The sequence below is a fragment of the Brevundimonas sp. FV2ps16 genome (assembly GCF_058681075.1).
Genome location: NZ_CM178728.1, coordinates 1,338,850 through 1,357,242 on the forward strand (window position 1 = coordinate 1,338,850; position 18,393 = coordinate 1,357,242).

18 protein-coding genes and 1 tRNA gene are annotated in these 18,393 nt (G+C 68.4%); 13 read left to right on the plus strand and 6 right to left on the minus strand.

The window, feature by feature from the left end; genetic code table 11:
- Positions 1–9 precede the first annotated feature (9 nt).
- Positions 10–999 (plus strand): alpha/beta fold hydrolase, encoded by a 990-nt coding sequence (locus ACW170_RS06400; RefSeq protein ID WP_492088823.1) that lies wholly within the window; start codon positions 10–12, stop codon positions 997–999.
- A gap of 127 nt (positions 1,000–1,126) precedes the next feature.
- Here ACW170_RS06400 and ACW170_RS06405 read toward each other — a convergent pair whose 3' ends face one another.
- Entirely contained in the window at positions 1,127–2,131 is a 1,005-nt protein-coding gene (locus tag ACW170_RS06405) for an LLM class flavin-dependent oxidoreductase (RefSeq protein WP_492088824.1), read from the minus strand.
- Positions 2,132–2,231: 100 nt separating this feature from the next.
- Here ACW170_RS06405 and ACW170_RS06410 point away from each other — a divergent pair, with 100 nt between their 5' ends.
- The 6 genes from ACW170_RS06410 (at position 2,232) to recA (ending at position 8,145) form a co-directional block, all read left to right on the plus strand.
- Positions 2,232–2,582, plus strand: a complete 351-nt coding sequence (locus ACW170_RS06410) for a ribonuclease (RefSeq protein WP_492088825.1) — start codon at positions 2,232–2,234, stop codon at positions 2,580–2,582.
- Positions 2,583–2,657: 75 nt separating this feature from the next.
- Complete coding sequence (locus tag ACW170_RS06415; protein WP_492088826.1) at positions 2,658–3,161, plus strand: hypothetical protein; 504 nt, start codon at positions 2,658–2,660, stop codon at positions 3,159–3,161.
- Positions 3,158–3,970, plus strand: a complete 813-nt coding sequence (locus ACW170_RS06420) for a phosphatase PAP2 family protein (protein ID WP_492088827.1) — start codon at positions 3,158–3,160, stop codon at positions 3,968–3,970. The genes ACW170_RS06415 and ACW170_RS06420 overlap by 4 nt, the downstream gene beginning before the upstream one ends.
- Before the next feature lies 1 nt (position 3,971).
- Positions 3,972–4,925 (plus strand): right-handed parallel beta-helix repeat-containing protein, encoded by a 954-nt coding sequence (locus ACW170_RS06425; RefSeq protein ID WP_492088828.1) that lies wholly within the window; start codon positions 3,972–3,974, stop codon positions 4,923–4,925.
- Positions 4,926–4,994: 69 nt separating this feature from the next.
- Positions 4,995–6,899: a M20/M25/M40 family metallo-hydrolase gene (locus ACW170_RS06430; RefSeq protein ID WP_492088829.1), complete on the plus strand. Its 1,905-nt coding sequence runs from the start codon at positions 4,995–4,997 to the stop codon at positions 6,897–6,899.
- 166 nt (positions 6,900–7,065) lie between these two features.
- Positions 7,066–8,145, plus strand: a complete 1,080-nt coding sequence (gene recA / locus ACW170_RS06435; RefSeq protein ID WP_492088830.1) for a recombinase RecA — start codon at positions 7,066–7,068, stop codon at positions 8,143–8,145.
- 401 nt (positions 8,146–8,546) lie between these two features.
- Here recA and ACW170_RS06440 read toward each other — a convergent pair whose 3' ends face one another.
- The 4 genes from ACW170_RS06440 to ACW170_RS06455 all read right to left on the minus strand — a co-directional run bounded on the left by ACW170_RS06440 (position 8,547) and on the right by ACW170_RS06455 (position 13,772).
- Positions 8,547–10,739: a 3-hydroxyacyl-CoA dehydrogenase NAD-binding domain-containing protein gene (locus tag ACW170_RS06440; RefSeq protein ID WP_492089141.1), complete on the minus strand. Its 2,193-nt coding sequence runs from the start codon at positions 10,737–10,739 to the stop codon at positions 8,547–8,549.
- A 16-nt stretch (positions 10,740–10,755) separates the two neighbouring features.
- A complete protein-coding gene (locus ACW170_RS06445) occupies positions 10,756–11,961 on the minus strand; it encodes an acetyl-CoA C-acetyltransferase (RefSeq protein ID WP_492088831.1) in 1,206 nt (401 codons plus the stop codon).
- Between the two features lie 269 nt (positions 11,962–12,230).
- Complete coding sequence (locus ACW170_RS06450) at positions 12,231–12,452, minus strand: hypothetical protein (protein WP_492088832.1); 222 nt, start codon at positions 12,450–12,452, stop codon at positions 12,231–12,233.
- Between the two features lie 60 nt (positions 12,453–12,512).
- Positions 12,513–13,772 (minus strand): PQQ-dependent sugar dehydrogenase, encoded by a 1,260-nt coding sequence (locus tag ACW170_RS06455; protein ID WP_492088833.1) that lies wholly within the window; start codon positions 13,770–13,772, stop codon positions 12,513–12,515.
- 195 nt (positions 13,773–13,967) lie between these two features.
- Here ACW170_RS06455 and ACW170_RS06460 point away from each other — a divergent pair.
- From ACW170_RS06460 to ACW170_RS06470, 3 genes are all read left to right on the plus strand, one after another.
- Positions 13,968–14,044, plus strand: a tRNA-Met gene (locus tag ACW170_RS06460).
- 154 nt (positions 14,045–14,198) lie between these two features.
- A complete protein-coding gene (locus tag ACW170_RS06465) occupies positions 14,199–14,372 on the plus strand; it encodes a hypothetical protein (protein WP_492088834.1) in 174 nt (57 codons plus the stop codon).
- 88 nt (positions 14,373–14,460) lie between these two features.
- Positions 14,461–14,769: a hypothetical protein gene (locus ACW170_RS06470; protein WP_492088835.1), complete on the plus strand. Its 309-nt coding sequence runs from the start codon at positions 14,461–14,463 to the stop codon at positions 14,767–14,769.
- An 8-nt stretch (positions 14,770–14,777) separates the two neighbouring features.
- Here ACW170_RS06470 and ACW170_RS06475 read toward each other — a convergent pair whose 3' ends face one another.
- A complete protein-coding gene (locus ACW170_RS06475) occupies positions 14,778–15,443 on the minus strand; it encodes a redoxin domain-containing protein (protein WP_492088836.1) in 666 nt (221 codons plus the stop codon).
- A gap of 70 nt (positions 15,444–15,513) precedes the next feature.
- On the opposite strand from ACW170_RS06475, the gene argH reads away from it, so the two are divergent.
- From argH to lysA, 3 genes are read left to right on the plus strand one after another with little or no spacing between them, the layout of a single operon-like run.
- Positions 15,514–16,878: an argininosuccinate lyase gene (gene argH, locus ACW170_RS06480; RefSeq protein WP_492089142.1), complete on the plus strand. Its 1,365-nt coding sequence runs from the start codon at positions 15,514–15,516 to the stop codon at positions 16,876–16,878.
- A complete protein-coding gene (locus ACW170_RS06485) occupies positions 16,875–17,105 on the plus strand; it encodes a hypothetical protein (protein ID WP_492088837.1) in 231 nt (76 codons plus the stop codon). Before argH ends, ACW170_RS06485 begins: the two co-directional genes overlap by 4 nt.
- Before the next feature lie 6 nt (positions 17,106–17,111).
- Positions 17,112–18,386, plus strand: coding sequence for a diaminopimelate decarboxylase (lysA, locus tag ACW170_RS06490; protein ID WP_492088838.1), 1,275 nt, complete (start codon positions 17,112–17,114; stop codon positions 18,384–18,386).
- Positions 18,387–18,393: the final 7 nt, after the last annotated feature.

An 18,393-nucleotide genomic window follows, 5' to 3' on the forward strand; every position in this document is an offset into this window, starting at 1 on the left:
GAGGTTGGAATGCGCACCCGGCTTATCAAGACCGACGGCCTTGTCCAACAGGTGCTGGAGGCGGGGTTCGAAGACCCCAACGCGCTATTGGTCCTGCTGATCCACGGTTTCCCGGAACTGGGGATCAGCTGGCGGGGCCAAGTCGAGGCCCTGTCGGCGGCAGGATACCACGTCGTCGCCCCGGACATGCGTGGATATGGCGGCACGGACAAGCCGAAGGGCGTCGACGTCTTTTCGATCCTGCATCTGGTCGGCGACATGGTCGATCTGGTCCGGGCGCTGGGCAAACAGACCTGTGTCGTCGTGGGCCACGACTGGGGCGCGCCGGTCGCCTGGCATTGCGCTCTGCTGCGGCCTGATCTGTTCACGGCGGTGGCCGGCCTGTCCGTGCCGCTCCAGCCGCGTCGGCCCCAGGGCCCGCCGACGACCGTCATGGCCATCCTGTCCGAGCGGGCCGGGATGGGCGATCTCTACATCAGCCGGTTCCAGGCGGCGGACGCCCATCTGGCGCTGGAGGTCGATCCGGCGACGACGCTGAGGAAGCTGTTCTGGGCCTATGACGGCGCCACCCCGGCCTTGAAACGGGCCACCGGCTTCATGGCGCCCGGCGTCGGCCTGCTGGATAGTGTCGACGACGGCGCGGACCTGCCGCCGTGGATGAGCCCCGCCCATTTCGCAGAATATGTCGAAGCCTTCACGGCCGGCGGTTTCGACGGGCCGCTGAACTGGTACCGGGCCATCGACCTGAACTGGTCGCTGGCCGCCTTCGTTCAGGATCAGCAGATTCTCCAGCCGGCCCTGTTCATCGTCGGTGAGGACGATCCGGTCCGACACTATGCCGGCTCCGCAGAGGCGGGGCTCAAGGACTGGGTTCCGAACCTGACGCGTTCGGTCGTCCTGCCCGGCGCCGGCCACTGGATCCAGCAGGAGCGGGCGGATGAGGTGAATGGGCTGCTGCTGGGGTTTCTTGCGCCCCTCTCCCGAGGGGAGAGGGCTTGAGCGCACGAGAGCGTTAGCGATCGTCCTTAGCGCGAAAGGGTGAGGGGACGGCTGTGCGAGTTGGCCCACCGGCGGACCCTCATCCGGCCCTTCGGACCACCTTCTCCCAACGGGTGAAGGAAACCGTTCACGCCGCCTGCGCCGTCTCCATCTGTCCGCGAACCTCGGCCACGATCTCCAGGCTGCGGATGCGGGCGGCGTTGTCGAAGGCCATGCCGGTGATCATCAGTTCATCGACGCCGGTCAGGGCGATGAAGTCCGACAGCTGTTTGCGCACCGTGTCCGGTCCGCCGACGGCGGAATAGAGGAGGCGGCTGCGCGCCCCCTCGATCTGTTGCGGGGTCAGGACAGCGGTGATGTCGTCGACGGGCGGCGGAAGCTTGCCCGGTTTGCCGGTCGAGAGACGGGCGAAACTCTGTTGCATCGAGGTGGACAGGCGCACCCCTTCCGCGTCCGTATCGGCGGCGAAGACATTGATCGCGGCCATGGCGTAGGGCTGGGCCAGCCGGTCAGACGGGGTGAAGCTGCGGCGATAAAGCGCCAGGGCCTCCAGCAGCAGTTCAGGCGCGAAATGGCTGGCGAAAGCGTAGGGCAGGCCCAGCTGGCCGGCCAGCTGGGCGCTGAACAGGCTGGACCCCAGCAGCCAGATCGGCACGCGCAGGCCGGCGCCAGGGACGGCGCGGACGGGCTGATTGTCCGAGGCCGGTTCGAACCACTGGATCAGTTCGACCACGTCGCGCGGAAACTGATCGGCGCCCTCGAAATAGCGGCGCAGGGCGCGGGCGGTGGTGCCGTCGGTCCCGGGCGCGCGGCCTAGGCCGACGTCGATCCGGCCGGGGAACAGGGTCTCCAGGGTGCCGAACTGTTCAGCGACGACCAGGGGCGCGTGGTTGGGCAGCATGACGCCGCCGGAGCCGACGCGGATCCGCTGGGTGCCCGCCGCCACATGGCCGATGACGATGGCGGTCGCCGCACTGGCGATGCCGGGCATGTTGTGGTGCTCGGCCAGCCAGAACCGCTGATAGCCCAGGCGGTCGGCGGCCTGGGCCAGGGCCAGGGTCTCGTCGAGGGCGCGGCGGGCGTCGCCGCCTTCGACGATGGGGGACAAATCGAGCACTGAGAACGGGATCATGCGTCCTAGATCGGGAGTGATGATGCGGGATCAAGGGGCAGGGAACGGGAACCGCAACCGCGTCGGCGGCTTTCACATCGAGAAGAATAAGGAGCGCGCGATGATGGACGCCAATTCCCCCGACCCGGCCGACGGCGAGGACGCCCGTGAGGCCGCCGACATGGGCGAGAAGCCGGATCTTGGCCACAGGGCCGACGCCCTGATCGAGGCCTTGGACGGAAGCGATTCGGGATCGGATACGCGGGCGGGCTCGCTACGCGGCGGTTCGGCCAGTGGTTCGGAAGATGATCCGGATTCCGACGCGATCAATGCACAACTGGCCGAGGAGGGGCGGGCGTCGGCCGATCCCGAGTCGCCGTCCGACGTCGGCCCCGACGCGGTCAAGGGGTCTGGGAAGGACTTCGAGACGTCCCGCGCCGACCCTGCAGAGGGCGCACGCGGCGCCGACTGAACGCGACGCCTTGCTGCCGCCGCATCCATGCGCCACGGTGGCGCCTTGACCATGGGTCCAAGGGACGATTCCCCGATGATACGCCGTACGGCGGCCTCGGCCGCCTTAGTTTGCCTTTGCCTTGCGGGTTGCGACGACCGGTCGAACGCCGAACAGACGCCGGATCAGGTCGCCGCCGTCGCGCCGGTCGAGGCGCCCGAATCGGTTGCCGCTGCGGCCGAGGCGCCGACGCCGTCTGAATCGGCCGGCCTGGTTCCTGCGGCGCCGGGCGCCCCCGCCTATGCGGCCCTCTACCCCGGCGCCGCCCTGGATCAACCTGCTACGACGGCGGACGGTCCGGACGGGCAAGGGGGGCTGGTGACCTTCACGACCGCCGCCTCGCCTGACGAGGTGGTGGGCTTCTATCGGGCTCGCGCTGAGGAGGCCGGCCTGACCTCGGTCATGGGCATGGACCAGGGCGACGCCCGCGCCTATGGCGCCGCCGGCGGCCAGGCGGGGGCGACCAATCTTCACGTGGTGGCCGCGCCAGGCGAAGGGGGCGAAACCTCGGTGCAACTGAGCTGGAGCGCGGGCCAGTGAAGCCGGTCGCCGCCCTGGGCGCGGCGACCTTGATTCTCTCCGTGGCGTCTGCGTGCGCCCCGGCCGCGCGGCCTTCGCCCTCTCCGATCTTTATCTCTGTCGACCAAGGCTATCTGACGGCCGGCGAGCTGGAACGGCTGGCCCGGACGGCGCTCCCCGCGCCTGTCGCCGGCTCGGTTCGGGATCTGGCTGATCGCGCGGTCTCCGCGCGGTTCGCAGCGCTCGAAGATTCAGACCGCTGGCTGATGGCCACCGCCCATGCCGAACTGAGACCGCCGCTGGCCCTGCAGCATTTCGACTGCGCCCTCGGTGTGCGGCTGGGATCGGCCGAGACGCCGGTTCTGGATCGGATGGCGGCGCGGGCCTTTCATGACGCCCAGGCGGCGGCGACCCTGGCGCGTGCGCAGGGCCTGCGCGCTCGACCGGTCGCCGAGGATCCCGCCCGCCGCGCCTGCCAGGCCCTGCCCCCCGAGGCGCGACGCAGTTCGGCCTATCCGTCCATCGGCGCGACTGTGGGAACCGCCTATGCCGAGGCCTTGGCCCGCGTCGCGCCGGACCGGGCTGAAGCGGTGCGCCGGATCGGCCATGAGATCGGCGTCAGCCGTCTGGTCTGCGCCATCGACTATCCCAGCGACGTGACAGCGGGCGAGGCCCTTGGGCGGGCGGTGGTGGCCGAGATCGCCGCAAGCCCCGCCTTCGAGGCCGAAGTCGCCGCCGCGCGCGCCGAGATCGAGGCCGCACGCGCGACCGGGCGGACCAACCCGGGCTGTGCGGCGGAACGCGCGGCCCTGGCGATTCCCCTGCCCTGAGATGGCGGCGGCTCTGATCCTGCTGGCCCTGCTTCAGGCCGATGCGCCCGCCGCGCGGCCTTGTACGGCGGCGGAGATTCGCGAACTGACGAGCCCGTCAGACCAGGCCTATCGCCTGACCTGCCGTGCCGAACTGGCCGGCGTCACGGTGCAGCGCCGCGTACTGATCGAAGGCGGGGAAGCCTCGGGCGCCGGGATCGATTGCGGCGGCGGCGTCATCCGGCCGGTGGGCAAGGCGACGACGCGGGCGCCCACAGTGGCGATCTGGTCGCGGCGCGACGGCGAGGGCTGGAGCCGTCCGGTTCAGGTCTATCTGCGACACTGCACCGTCGTCGGCAATGTCCGGATCTGGGGCATGGGGGCGGGCGGATCGATGCGCGATCTTCTGGCCTCGTCGCGCACGCCCGGCCATACCCAGGCGGTCCAGGCGGCGGCGCCGTCGGACGTCGTGCTGGAGCGGGTGCGGTTCGAGGGCGTGGGGACCATCCCCCTCTATGTCGGGCCGGGCGTGACGCGGACCACGGTGGTCCGGTCGCGCTTCTCGGGCCGGTCGGAGTCCGTCGCCGTCTATCTGGACGCCGAGAGCGCCGGGGCTGTGATCCAGGACAACGACTTCGCCATTCGCACGGGGCGCGAGCAGATCGCCGTGGACGGATCGGGCGCCAATCGCATCCTCGGCAACCGCTTCGCCCTGGGCGGCCGGGGCGGGGTCTTCCTGTACCGCAACTGCGGCGAGGACGGGGTGATCCGGCACCAGACGCCGTCCTATAATCAGATTACGGACAATATCTTCGCCGGCGCGAGCTGGCTGCGGCCCCGCACGGTGGTGGTCGGCGCGCGCGAAGGGAACCGGTCCTATTGCGGCGATGATGCGGGCTACTCCTTCGGGTCCAGCGTCGACGACGGCGACGGGGCGACCGGCAACCGGGTCGAGCGGAACCACACCCGGCCCTGACATCACGCACTTGCGAAACGGCGCAGCCTCGGCCCTATTGGCGAGATGACGCCTCGGGGGATGCATCTAATGCGGCTGGCCTTGTTGTTGACGGCCCTGGCGGCGGCGCTGGGCCTGGCCGCGATCACGACTCAGACGCCCCGGCCCGCGCCGGCGAGCGCCCCTGCTGCGGATTTCTCGGCGGAACGAGCCATGGCGGATGTGCGGGTCATGGCGCGCTCGCCCCGCCCGGTCGGTTCGACCGATCACGCCCTGGTCCAGGCCTATCTGTACGGCCGAATGACGCAGCTGGGCCTGTCGCCGGCGCTTCAGGCCGGCGTCCTGTCGCCCGCAGCGGTGCTGCGGATCGAGGATCGGGGCGAGACGGTCGAGGGCCTGTCGGTGGTCAATCTGGTCGGCGTCCTGCCGGGTCGGAACCCCAGCCTGCCGCTGGTGGTGCTGATGGCCCATTACGACAGCGTGCCGGGTTCGCCGGGCGCGGCCGACGACGCCAGCGGCGTGGCCGCCGTGCTGGAGGCGGTGCGGGCGATCAAGGCGCGCGGGCCAGCCGAGCGGGGCTTGATCATCCTGCTGACCGATGGGGAGGAACTGAACCTGGACGGGGCGCGGGCCTTCTTCAGCGAACATCCGCTGCGTCACCGGGTCGGGGCGGTGGTGAACCTGGAGGCGAGGGGCGGCGGCGGCCGCGCCCTGATGTTCCAGACCGGTCCCGGCAACGCCCAGACCATCGACCTGTACGCCCGCGCTGCGCGCCGGGCCCAGGGCGGGCCTTCCAGCAATGCTCTAGCCGTCTTCGTCTATCGGCTGATGTCGAACGACACTGATTTCACCATCGCCGCCGACCGGGATTTGCCGGGGGTCAATCTGGCCTTCATCGGCCGCCCGGCCCAGTACCATTCGCCCAGCTCGACCCCGGACGCCCTGGATCAGGGCAGTGTGCAGCATATCGGCGCCCAGGCGTTGGAGACCGCCGACGCTCTGTTGCGGGCGCCGGTCCTGCCTCAGGCGACGCGGAACGCCGTCTATGCCGATGTCTTCGGCCTGGGGGTGCTGCGGCATGGACCGGACGCGGGCTGGGGGCTGCTGGGGCTAGGCTTTGTGCTGACCGGCTTCGCGGCCTGGGGCGCGCGCCACGCCACGGGCCTGACTTGGCGCCAGGGGGTGAAGGGCTTCACCGGCGGTCTTTGGCTGCTGAGCGCGGGCGTCGTCGTCGCCCAGGCGGCGCGGGTTCTGGCCGGACCGGTAGGCGATCGGATCGACTCGTCAGAGATCTACTACATGATGCTGCGTCGCCTGCCTTGGATGGAGGCGGGGGCGGGCCTGGCCGTGCTGGGGGCGATGCTGGCCTTGATGGCGGGCCGAGCCCTGATCGGACGCCGGTTGCTGGCAGGCGTGACCACGGCGGCGGCCGTGCTGGCCACGGTCATGGGCGGCTTCAACCCTATGGTCCTGGCCGCGGCGGGCATCGCAGCGGCGCTGAGCCTGTGGCCCGACGGCGAGGACGAGACGGTCTGGGGCGGATGGCTGGGCGCAATCGTCCTGGTGCTGATCCTGGGGGTTCTGGTCCAAGCCTTTGCGCCCGAGGCGGCCCTGCTGTTCGTCTGGATCGGGCTGGCGGCGGCCTTCGCGGCGGCTCTGGCGGCGGTGATCGGCGCCCGGCTGGAGCGGTGGGCGGCTCTGGCGCCGGCGGCTGTGACCACTTTGATCGTCGGCGGCTGGCTGGCGGGGCTGGGCCATTTCGTCTTTCTGGGCGTCGGCCTGGACCAGCCGGGGGCGCTGGGCCTTATCGCCCTGCTGATCCTGGCCCTGGCCCGCCCCTTGGCGCCCGCCAGGCTGGACGCGACCGGGGCGGCCAGCCCTGCGGTCAATACCCTCGCGGGTTTGGCGGCCGCTGCGCTGATCCTCGGCTGCGGCCTGTCCATGGCGGCCCGACACGCCGAGCCGCCGTCGGCGGTCGATGTGGCCGTTCCCTGATGCGTCAAAATCGGACGTAGGCTTGGATGTTCTCATCTGTTCCGGATGAGAACATCTTGTGAACCAGAACAAACCGTGCACATAGTCGGTCTCACAAACGGGGGCGGGTCCATGGCGGGTCTCTCCCAAGCTTCTGACGGGAATCATGGCAAGGGAGACGAAGGCAATGGCACAGGCGGCTTTGAAACTGGTGGGCAAGGAAGACGGCGACAAGCAACGGGCCCTGGAGGCGGCGATCGCTCAGATCGATCGCGCCTTCGGCAAGGGTTCGGTGATGAAACTGGGCAAGGGCGGGGTCGCCGACGTGATCCCCTCGGTGTCCACCGGATCCCTGGGCCTGGATATGGCGCTGGGTATCGGCGGCCTGCCGCGCGGACGGGTGATCGAGGTCTTTGGTCCTGAATCCTCGGGCAAGACCACCCTGGCCCTGCATACGGTGGCCGAGGTTCAGAAGGCGGGCGGCGTCGCCGCCTTCGTCGACGCCGAACACGCGCTGGACCCGGGATATGCCCAAAAGCTGGGCGTCAATCTGGATGACCTGCTGGTGTCCCAGCCGGACACCGGCGAACAGGCGCTCGAGATCGTCGACACCCTGGTGCGCTCCGGCGCCGTGGATATCGTGGTCGTCGACTCCGTCGCCGCCCTGACGCCGCGCGCCGAGATCGAGGGCGAGATGGGCGACAGCCTGCCGGGCCTTCAGGCGCGTCTGATGAGCCAGGCGCTGCGCAAGCTGACGGCGTCCATCTCCAAGTCGAACTGTATCGTCCTGTTCATCAACCAGATCCGTCACAAGATCGGCGTCATGTACGGCTCGCCCGAGACGACGACGGGCGGCAATGCGCTGAAATTCTACGCCTCGGTGCGCCTGGACATCCGCCGCACCGGCGCGATCAAGAACCGAGACGAGGTGGTCGGCAACACCACCCGGGTCAAGGTGGTCAAGAACAAGGTCGCCCCGCCGTTCCGCGAGGTCATCTTCGACATCATGTACGGCGAGGGCATCTCCAAACTGGGCGAAATCATCGACCTGGGCGTCAAGGCCGGGGTGATCGAGAAGTCGGGCAGCTGGTTCAGCTATGACTCGACCCGGATCGGCCAAGGCCGCGAGAATGTGCGCGAATTCCTGAAACAGAACCCCGACATCGCGGCCTCGATCGAAAAGGCGGTGCGCGCCTCGACCAGCAAGATCGCCGACGAACTGCTGGGCACGCCCGAGCCGGACGAAGGCCAAGACCTGGAAGGCTGACGCCAAGGCGGTCGGCCAGGCGGGCGTCTGCCCCGTCGCGGCCGACCGCTTCGCCTTTCACAGACACTCCGTCGCCCCAAGCGACCCGCCACCGACCCCGCGAGGGGCGGCGGAGCGACCCGTCCGACCTCGTGTCGGGCGGGTCTTTTTTGCTCGGCCTATCGCGCGTTCGCGCTGCTTGAGGCCAGGTTCCACACACAACCGCTCATCTCGGCGAAAGCCGGGACCCAGGACTTTGGGCGATCTGTCTCGCCCCCGGAATCCGTGTTGCGATCCAACGCACTGCCGAGCGACAGAACTGGGTCCCGGCTTTCGCCGGGATGAGCGGAAACGAGGAATCCAAACCAAAACGGGCGACCCGAAGGCCGCCCGTTCCGTAGCTCAAAGATGTCCGCGACCGATCAGGCGGCGGCCTTCTCCGGCGCGAACTTGCCGTAGAAGGTCTCGTTCTTGGCGGCCATGTCGCGCAGCAGGTCCGGAACCTTGAACCGGTCGCCATAGGCGACGGCCAGGCGGTCCGCCGTCTCGACGAACTGGGCCAGGCCGATGCCGTCGATCATGCTGATCGGGCCGCCGGTCCAGGGCGCGAAGCCCCAGCCCAGGATGGCGCCCAGGTCGGCTTCACGCGGGTCGTCGATGACGCCCTCGGCCCAGCAGCGGGCGACCTCGACGGCCTGGCGATACAGCAGGCGGGTCTTCAGCTCATCGATCTGGGCGAAGGCGGTGGCCTCCTCGGGCTTGTCGATGCCCTTGGTGGTCGGCGCCAGTTCGCGCAGGCCAGCCCAAAGCGTCTTGGGCTTGCTGTCATAGTCGTAGAAGCCCTTGCCGTTCTTGCGGCCGAAGCGTCCGCCCTCGACCATGGTGGCGACGATCTGTTCGCCCTCGTTAGCGACGTATTTGTCGCCGAGGTCGGCCTTGGTCTGTTTGGCGATCTTGTAGGACAGGTCCAGGGCGACGTCGTCGTGCATCTCCAGCGGGCCGCGCGGCATGCCGGTCATGCGACCGACATTGTCGATCAGGGCCGGGCCGTAACCCTCCTCCAGCATCGCCATGCCTTCCATCAGGAAGGTGGAGAAGCAGCGCGAGGTGTAGAAGCCTCTGGAATCGTTGACGACGATCGGCGTCTTCTTGATCTTCAGCACATAGTCCAGCGCCTTGGCGATGGCGGCCTGACCCGTCTTCTCGCCCAGGATGATCTCGACCAGCATCATCTTGTCGACGGGCGAGAAGAAGTGGATGCCGATGAAGTCCTCGGGACGAACCGAGGCCTCGGCCAGGCCGGTGATCGGCAGGGTCGAGGTGTTGGAGCCGAAGACGGCGCCCTCGACCAGCTGGGCCTCAGCGCGCTTGGTGACGTCGGCCTTGATCTCGCGGCTTTCGAACACGGCCTCGACCACCAGGTCCGACCCCTTGATGTGGTCATAGTCGGTCGTCGCGGTGACCAGGGCCAGGGTGGCGTCATACTTGTCTTGCGTCATCTGACCGCGCGACAGACGCTTCTTCAGCAGCTCCTCGACATGGGCCTTGCCCTTGTCGGCGGCTTCCTGGGTCTGGTCGATCAGCACGGTTTCGATACCGGCCATGACCTGAACATAGGCGATGCCTGCGCCCATCATGCCGGCGCCCAGGACCGAGACCTTCTTCGGATCGGACTTGGGCACGCCGGCGGGACGCACGGCGCCCTTGTCCAGCTCCTGCTTGGACAGGAACAGGCTGCGGATCATGGCCTGGGCCTGCGGCGTCATCAGGGTCTTGATGAAATAGCGGGTCTCGATCCGCAGGGCCGCGTCCATCGGCACCTGCGTACCCTCGTAGACGGCCTTCATCAGGTTCAGCACGGCGGGATAGTTGCCGTAGGACTGTTTGCGCAGCATGGCGTTGCCGACCATGAAGTTCTGGATGCCGGCCGGGTGATAGGGGCCGCCGCCGGGCAGTTTGAACGACTTGTCGTCCCAGGGCTGGACGGCCTTGCCGCCGTTCTTGATCCAGGCCTTGGCGGCCTCGACGGCCTGACCCTTTTCGACGACTTCATGGACGATGCCGGCGCCCTTGGCGTCATTGGGACGGAAGGACTTGCCTTCGCTCATCGCCATCATGGCGTTCTGCACGCCGACCAGACGGGTCAGGCGCTGGGTGCCGCCGCCGCCGGGGAAGAGGCCGACCTTGATCTCGGGCAGGCCCAGTTGGATCTTGTTGTCGTTCTCGACCACGCGATAATGGCAGGCCAGGGTGAACTCCAGCCCGCCGCCCAGGGCCAAGCCGTTGATCGCCGCCGCCACCGGCTTGCCGCAGGTTTCCAGCGCGCGGAAGGCGCCGTTCAGCTTCCAGCCGGCGTCGAACGCCTTTTGCAGGTCGCCGCCGCCCGACAGCACGCCGCCGGCCATGTCGCCCAGGTCCGCGCCGGCACAGAAGCCGGACGCCTTGCCCGAGGTGATGACGGAGCCCTTGATGGCGTCGTCGGTCTTGATCCGTTCGACCAGTTCCGGGATCTCGGCCATGACCGCGCTGGTCAGGGTGTTCATCGAACGGCCGGGGACGTCGAAGGCGATGACGGCGATGCCGTCGGCGTCGATGTCGATCTTGAAGTTTTCCATAGTCATTCGCTCCGGATCAGACGCGTTCGATGACGGTGGCGGTGCCCATGCCGCCGCCGATGCACAGGGTGATCAGGGCCGTCGACTTGTTCGAGCGTTCCAACTCGTCCAGGGCGATCCCGGTGATCATGGCGCCGGTGGCGCCCAGGGGGTGGCCCATCGAGATGCCGCCGCCGTTCACATTCATCTTGGCGTGGTCGATGTTCAGGGCCTGCATGTAGCGAAGCACGACGGCGGCGAAGGCCTCGTTCAGCTCCCACACGTCGATGTCGTCGGGCGTCATGCCCAGCTTGCCCAGCAGTTTGCGGGTCACATATTCAGGGCCGGTCAGCATGATCGACGGCTCCGAGCCGATCGAGGCGCCGCCCAGGATCTTGGCGCGCGGCTTCAGGCCCAGGGCCTGGCCGGCCTCCAGCGAGCCGATCAGCACGCCGGCCGAACCATCGACGATGCCGGACGAGTTGCCGGGGGTATGGACGTGGTTGACCCGCTCGACCTCGGGGTAGCGCTGGTTGATCACGCTGTCGAAGGCCATCTCGCCCATCATGGCGAAGGAGGGGTTCAGGCCGCCCAGGGTCTGCATGTCCGTGTTCGGACGAATGGTCTCGTCGCGGTCCAGGATGGTCAGGCCCAGCTGGTCCTTGACGCCGATGACCGACTTCTTGAATCGGCCCTCGGCCCAAGCCTGGGCGGCGCGCTTGTGGCTTTCGACCGAATAGGCGTCCACGTCGTCGCGGCTGAAGCCGTATTTGGTGGCGATCATGTCGGCCGACACGCCTTGCGGCACGAAATAGGTCGGGAAGGCCGACGACGGGTCCGTGGGCCAGGCGCCCATGTCCGAGCCCATGGGCACGCGGCTCATGACCTCGACTCCGCCGCCGACGGCGAAGTCGGCTTCGCCGGACTTCACCTTGGCGGTGGCCATGTTCACGGCTTCCAGGCCCGAGGCGCAGAAGCGGTTGACCTGAACGCCCGCCGTATATTGCGACCAGCCGGCCGAGAGCACCGCCGTGCGGGCGATGTCGGCGCCGAGTTCGCCCACGGGGGTGACGCAGCCCAGGATGACGTCGTCGACCTTGGACGTATCCAGGTCGTTGCGGTCGCGGAGGGCCTCCAGAACCTGGGTGGCCAGGCTGAGGCCGGTGATCTCGTGCAGCGAGCCGTCCTTCTTGCCCTTGCCGCGCGGGGTGCGGACGGCGTCGTAGATATAGGCGTCAGCCATGGGCGTGTGTCTCCATTTTTGATCCCGGCGCTCAAGGTCCGCCGGCTGGGCGGGCGTCTCGCGACCTGGGGGAAGGACGGGTCTAAGCTCGGACGTCAAGAACCCTACGTTTACGTCAACGTCAAGTAATAAGCCGCGTGAACGGCTGCGGCGACAGGGCCGCTGAGACGAAATGGGGGGCAGGTCGGCGACCGCGCCAGACACGAAGGCGTGCGGGGAGCCGGCCGCGACCGACACGGTGACGCGGCTCGGGCCGGCTCGGCCGGTCGTCAGTTCGAACGAATGCGGCTGGCGCCGCCGGTAATGCGGCAGGCGTATTCAGTCTCGGGCCGGCCGCTCTGCAGACCGGTTGGCGTCAGAATGCCGCCTCGCTCGGTGCAGCTGGCTTCAAGCCGATCCATGTCGGCCTTGTAGCTGTTCTTCTGGCCGGTGGAGGCGCAGGCGGTCAGCAGGGGGGCGGTCATCAGAAGGGAAACGAGGACGGCGCGCATGATGTCTCCTGTTCTCGAAACGCGAAACGTTCCGATCCTGCCCCCCGGCGTGGCCGCAGATTACTGCGCGACCGCCAGCCTGACCAGCTTGCCGTCCGTTTCATCGGTAATGGCCCAGACGGCGCCGTCTGGTCCCACGGCCACGTCGCGGATCCGCTCGCCCAGGTCGGTCAGCAGCCGCTCCTCGCCGACGACGCGGTCGTTTTCGATCACCAGTCGGGCGATGTGTTTCTCCCTCAGACCGGCGACCAACAGATTACCGTCCCAACCGGGGAACATGGCGCCTTGATAGAAGGTCGCTCCGCCCGGCGCGATGACCGGGTCCCAGTAATAGACCGGCTGTTCCGTACCCTGCGCTTGGGTGGCCCCGTTGTTGATCTGACCGCCCGCATATTCGACGCCATAGGCCGCGTCGGGCCAGCCGTAGTTCAGACCCGGCTTGTCCAGATTGACCTCGTCGCCGCCGCGCGTGCCGTGTTCGATGGTCCAGATGGCGCCCGTGCCGGGCTGGACGGCGATCCCTTGGGCGTTGCGATGGCCCAGGCTCCAGACCTCGGGCAGGGCGCCGGCGCGGCCGACGAAGGGATTGTCGGAGGGAACCGAGCCGTCGGCGTTGATGCGGATGGTCTTGCCCATGTGCGAGCCCAGATCCTGGGCCTGGGGCCGCATCGGCCGGTCGGAGCGTTCGCCCAAGGTGATGAACAGCTTGCCGTCCGGTGCGAAGGCCAGGGCCGAGCCGAAATGCTTGTCGCCGTCATAGACGGGCAGGGCGCGGAAGATGACCTGGACATTCTCCACCCGCGCCCCGTCGTCGGACAGGCGGCCCCGCGCGACCGAGGTGGCGTTGCCGCCCTCACGGGGCTCCGAATAGCTCCAGTAGATCAAGCGGTCCTGGGCGAAGCCGGGGCTGACGACGACGTCCAGCAGGCCGCCCTGGCCGCGCGCGTCGACGCGCGGCAGGCCTTGAACCGGTTCGCCGATCTGGCCCTGGGCCGTGATGATCCGCAGTCGGCCGGGCTTCTCCGTCACCAGCCAGCGCCCGTCGGGCGTCAGGGCCAGTCCCCACGGGTGCGACAGGCCCGAGGCCACGACGCTGTGGCTCAGCGCCTGTTCGGTCTTCACGCCTGGGGCGCGGGTCTGTCCGGCGAAGGCGGGCTTTTGATCGGGGTTGTTGGCCGGCCGGGTCTCCAGCGGCGCGCCCGCCTGACCTCCTGTTTGCCCCCCCGCATGGCCCGAGGCCGGGGCGCTCTCGCCGCTGGCGCCGCAGGCTGCGGCGAGGACGAGCAGGGAGGTCGAGGCGGCGAGGATGATCAGGCGCATGGGGGTGACTCCGGTCGGGTCTGGACGTTCCGTCTGAACAGAAGCCTCAGGGTTAGCCTTCCCGCGAAACCCTGTCATGCGCCGCATCGCCGCACGATCTGCGTCGAGACGACTTGAACCGCGCGCCCGACGGCGATATAGGCACGCCTCTTTCGCGCTGGCCACCGGCCTCGCGGACGCCCGGAGACGGGATGCGACTGGGTAGCTCAGATGGTTAGAGCGGTGGATTCATAACCCACAGGTCGGCGGTTCGATCCCGCCTCCAGTCACCACTCCCTTGAAATCATGTCGCTCGCAGCTCGACCGAGATGAGCGCTGCCCGAACCCCTTGGTGCGGCTGAGGTTGCGGTGGTTCGCGTACAGGGGGCATTGTCAGTTCCTGAAGGGCCGCGCCGCGACACAGTGTGCGCATTCAACGAGGGAGAAATGATGAAGCCTGTAAAGCTGAGCGTCGCCGTCAATCTTGTGGGCATGGCATGCCTCTGTGGGTCGTTTTTGCTGCGACACATTCTGGATTTGGATGGAGCGAGCGCGGTGATGCTGGTGATCGCCGTGCCGCTCCTGCTCACCGCTGTCGTCTTGGCGACCAACGGCCGATGACCCTCCAAGCCGGGAAGTATCCGTGTTCGCGCAACCGGCTTGGCCTTACTGCGTTCTGCGGCGGACAACCTCGACCCGGAGAAACCCCATGACCATCCGTACGAAGGCCCTGCTGGCCGCCGCCGCCGTTCTGTCACTGGGCGCCGCCGCCTGCACCGAGACCGAGCAGGAAAACACTGAGGCGCGCGCCGAGGCCGCCGCCGACAGCACCGCGGAGGCTGCGGCCCGAGCGGGGGAGGTCATCGAATCCGGCGCCATGAAGGCCGCTCAGGCTGTCGAAACCGGCGCCGGCAATGTCGCCGACGAGCTGGAGGAAAACCAGGCCGAAGCCGCAGCAGAGGGCAAACCCGGCGCCGTCAATCCGAACACCGGCCGGCGCGTGCCGGCCGAAAACTGAACCCCCGATCAGGCGGCAGGCGTCGTCCCGGCGGAAGGCGCGCCTTCCGCCAGCAGGGCGTCGATCAAGGCGTGGGCCTCGGGGCTGTTCCAGTCGGCCTCGCCCGAGAAGGTGGCGCGGATCCGGCCTTCGCGATCCAGGAAGATGGTCTGGGGCATCTTGCCCTTGCCCGGAAACTCGAACGGCAGCTGGAATTTGATGTCGCTGTACAGCGGCAGCGGCTCATGGACGTCGATGAAACTCTTGGCGTCGGCCAGGGCGTCGGCCGAGGCGTCGACATTGATCGGCAGGACAATCAGGTCCTCGTTGGTCTGATAATGCCTGGCCAGGGCCGCCAGGGTCGGCATCTCGGTGCGGCACGGGGCGCACCACATGGCCCACAGATTGACCACCACCACCTTGCCCTCGAAGGTCGAGAACCGCACGGCCGTGCCGTTGCGGTCGCGGAACATGTATTCGGGCGCGGTCTTCAGATCGGTCGGCGTCTCCAGCGACGCCAGCGGCCCGACGGCGAACCGGGCCAGATCGCTTTTTGCGACGGGCGTCGTCTGGGGTTGCGCCTTCTGCCTATGATTGGCGTATAGCGACATCGCCAAGCCGCCGGCGCCGGCGAGCGTGCTGAACAGCACGAGCGCGCCGACGACCGCCCAGATCGCCTTTCTCGAGCCACTCATGACAGACGCCGCCTCCGATACCGCCCAAGCCAATGTTTCTAAGGCCCCGGCAAAGCCCGCAGGTCAAGACATGTGGGGCGGTCGCTTTTCGTCGCGCCCCGCCGAGATCATGCAGGCGATCAACGTCTCCATCGGCGTGGACCAGCGTCTGTGGCGTCAGGATCTGGCCGGATCGCGCGCCCATTGCCGGATGCTGGCCAAGCAGGGCGTGATCCAGGCGGCGGACGCCGAGGCCATTCTGGGCGGGCTGGACGCTATCGAGGCCGAGATCGTCGGCGGGACCTTCCCCTTCCGCGACCAGTTCGAGGACATCCACATGAATGTGGAGGCCCGGCTGTCGGAACTGATCGGCGAACCCTCGGGCCGGCTGCACACGGCGCGCAGCCGCAATGACCAGGTGGCGGTCGATTTCCGCCTGTGGGTCCGCGACGCCGCCGACCGCACCATCGCCCAGCTCAAGGCCTTGCAGGCCGCCCTGCTGGACCGGGCCGAGCAGCACGCCGCCGACCTGATGCCCGGCTTCACCCATTTGCAGACGGCCCAGCCCGTGACCCTGGGCCACCATCTGATGGCCTATGTCGAGATGTTCGGCCGCGACGCCGGCCGGTTCGCCGACGCCCGGACGCGGATGAACGAGAGCCCGCTGGGCGCAGCGGCGCTCGCCGGTTCGCCCTTCCCCATCGACCGCCACATGACGGCGGCCGAACTGGGCTTCGACCGGCCGATGGCGAACTCGCTGGACGCCGTGTCGGACCGCGACTTCGCCTTGGAAAGCCTGGCCGCCGCCTCGATCACGGCCGGCCACCTGTCGCGTTTAGCTGAAGAGATCGTGGTCTGGATGACGCCGATGTTCGGCTTCGCCAGCCTGCCCGACGACCTGACGACGGGGTCGTCGATCATGCCGCAGAAGCGCAATCCCGATGCGGCCGAACTGGTCCGGGCCAAGACCGGTCGGATCCTGGGCTCGCTGGTCGCCCTGTCGACCGTGATGAAGGGCCTGCCCCTGGCCTATTCCAAGGATATGCAGGAAGACAAACCGCCGGTGTTCGAGGCGTTTGACGCCCTGGATCTGGCCCTGGTCGCCATGACCGCCATGGTGTCGGCCCTGCGGCCCAATACCGAACGGATGGCGGCCGCGGCCGGCGCCGGCTTCTCGACTGCGACCGACTTGGCCGACTGGCTGGTGCGCGAACTGAACCTGCCCTTCCGCAAGGCGCACCACGTCACGGGGGCGGCGGTGAAACAGGCCGAGGCGATGGGCGTGGACCTGTCGCAACTGCCTTTGGAAGAAATGCAGAAACTCGAGCCGGGGATCACGGAAGCGGTTTACAAGGTGCTGACCGCCGAGGCTTCGTGCCAGAGCCGTCAGAGCTATGGCGGCACCGCGCCGGAACAGGTCCGCGCGCGCATCGCCGACTGGAGAGCCCGCCTATGAAGAAGACCCTGATCCTCGCGGGCCTGCTCGCCCTGTCGGCCGCCGGCTGCGGCCGTATGGCCGATCTGGAATCGCCGGTGCGCGAGACCGAGCGGGCCACCCGCAGCAGCCGCGCCCCCGGCCTGCCCGAGCCGGCGACCATCAACCGCCCGTCCAGCAGCGTGCCGATCGACGGCGGTCCCAACAACCCGATCGGCGCCGGCGCCGCCCAGAACGACCCCCGCTAGGCCGCCTTGCACCATTTCGACCTGAAGGACGGTGCCCTCCATGCCGAGGGCGTGCCGCTGGAAATCATCGCCGACGAGGTGGGGACGCCCGTCTATGTCTATTCCACCGCGACGCTGAAGCGACACTACGGCCTGCTGCGCGCCGCCGCCGATGCGCATCGTGAGGCCCTGGGCGAGGCCCTGATCGCCTTTGCGGTCAAGGCCAACTCCAACCTGTCGGTGCTGGCGACCCTGGCCAAGTTGGGCTCGGGCGCCGACACCGTGTCCGAGGGCGAGATTCGTCGCGCCCTGGCGGCGGGGATTCCCGCCGACCGGATCATCTTCTCCGGCGTCGGCAAGACGGATGTGGAGATGGTCTTCGCCATCAGCGTGGGCGTGCGCCAGATCAATATCGAATCCGGCGCCGAGCTGGATCGGCTGATCGCGGTCGCGGCCCTGATGCAGGCGTCGCCGGCCGTGGCCGTTCGGGTCAATCCCAATGTGGGGGCCGGCGGCCACGCCAAGATCACCACCGGCGGCAAGGGCGACAAGTTCGGCGTGCCGGTCGAGGAGGCCATGGGGCTTTACGCCCGCGCCTCGGCCTCGCCCCATGTCACGCCTGTGGGCCTGGCCTGCCATATCGGCAGCCAGATCACCGACCTGGCCCCGCTGGAGGCCGCCTTCACGGTTCTGGCCCAGATGACCCGCGACCTGCGGGCCCAGGGTCATGCGGTGACGCGTCTGGACCTGGGCGGCGGCCTGGGCGTGCCCTATTCGGGCGGGGTCGAACCCCCGTCGCCGGCCGACTATGTCGCTATGGCCGCGCGGGTGCTGACTGGCCTAGACGTCGAAGCCGCCTTCGAGCCCGGCCGTCTGCTGGCCGCCAACGCCGGGGTGCTGCTCAGCCAGGTGATCCAGGTCAACGAACGCTCGGACGGGCGACGCTTCCTGGTGCTGGACGCGGCAATGAACGACCTGATGCGGCCCGCCCTGTACGACGCCTTTCACGACATCAAGCCGGTCAATCCGCGCCCCGGCGCCGCCCGCGCCCATGATGTGGTCGGTCCGGTTTGCGAGACCGGCGACACCTTCGCGAGGGATCGCGACCTGGCGCCGCTGGAAGCCGAGGATCTGGTCGTCTTCACTGGGGCCGGCGCCTATGGGGCGGTGATGTCCAGCGAATACAACAGCCGACCCCTGGTGCCCGAGGTTCTGGTGGACGGCGACCAATGGGCCGTCATCCGGCCGCGTCCCACCTATGAGGACATGCTGGACCGGGAGCCCTTCGCCGACTGGCTTTAACGCTGAA

What these genes read in the sequence shown, in the direction of transcription:
- ACW170_RS06400 (WP_492088823.1), top strand. Translation starts at nt 10, where the DNA reads ATGCGCACCCGGCTTATCAAGACCGACGGCCTTGTCCAACAGGTGCTG.
- ACW170_RS06405 (WP_492088824.1), bottom strand. Translation starts at nt 2,131, where the DNA reads ATGATCCCGTTCTCAGTGCTCGATTTGTCCCCCATCGTCGAAGGCGGC.
- ACW170_RS06410 (WP_492088825.1), top strand. Translation starts at nt 2,232, where the DNA reads ATGATGGACGCCAATTCCCCCGACCCGGCCGACGGCGAGGACGCCCGT.
- ACW170_RS06415 (WP_492088826.1), top strand. Translation starts at nt 2,658, where the DNA reads ATGATACGCCGTACGGCGGCCTCGGCCGCCTTAGTTTGCCTTTGCCTT.
- ACW170_RS06425 (WP_492088828.1), top strand. Translation starts at nt 3,972, where the DNA reads ATGGCGGCGGCTCTGATCCTGCTGGCCCTGCTTCAGGCCGATGCGCCC.
- ACW170_RS06430 (WP_492088829.1), top strand. Translation starts at nt 4,995, where the DNA reads ATGCGGCTGGCCTTGTTGTTGACGGCCCTGGCGGCGGCGCTGGGCCTG.
- recA (WP_492088830.1), top strand. Translation starts at nt 7,066, where the DNA reads ATGGCACAGGCGGCTTTGAAACTGGTGGGCAAGGAAGACGGCGACAAG.
- ACW170_RS06440 (WP_492089141.1), bottom strand. Translation starts at nt 10,739, where the DNA reads ATGGAAAACTTCAAGATCGACATCGACGCCGACGGCATCGCCGTCATC.
- ACW170_RS06445 (WP_492088831.1), bottom strand. Translation starts at nt 11,961, where the DNA reads ATGGCTGACGCCTATATCTACGACGCCGTCCGCACCCCGCGCGGCAAG.
- ACW170_RS06450 (WP_492088832.1), bottom strand. Translation starts at nt 12,452, where the DNA reads ATGCGCGCCGTCCTCGTTTCCCTTCTGATGACCGCCCCCCTGCTGACC.
- ACW170_RS06455 (WP_492088833.1), bottom strand. Translation starts at nt 13,772, where the DNA reads ATGCGCCTGATCATCCTCGCCGCCTCGACCTCCCTGCTCGTCCTCGCC.
- ACW170_RS06465 (WP_492088834.1), top strand. Translation starts at nt 14,199, where the DNA reads ATGATGAAGCCTGTAAAGCTGAGCGTCGCCGTCAATCTTGTGGGCATG.
- ACW170_RS06470 (WP_492088835.1), top strand. Translation starts at nt 14,461, where the DNA reads ATGACCATCCGTACGAAGGCCCTGCTGGCCGCCGCCGCCGTTCTGTCA.
- ACW170_RS06475 (WP_492088836.1), bottom strand. Translation starts at nt 15,443, where the DNA reads ATGAGTGGCTCGAGAAAGGCGATCTGGGCGGTCGTCGGCGCGCTCGTG.
- argH (WP_492089142.1), top strand. Translation starts at nt 15,514, where the DNA reads ATGTGGGGCGGTCGCTTTTCGTCGCGCCCCGCCGAGATCATGCAGGCG.
- ACW170_RS06485 (WP_492088837.1), top strand. Translation starts at nt 16,875, where the DNA reads ATGAAGAAGACCCTGATCCTCGCGGGCCTGCTCGCCCTGTCGGCCGCC.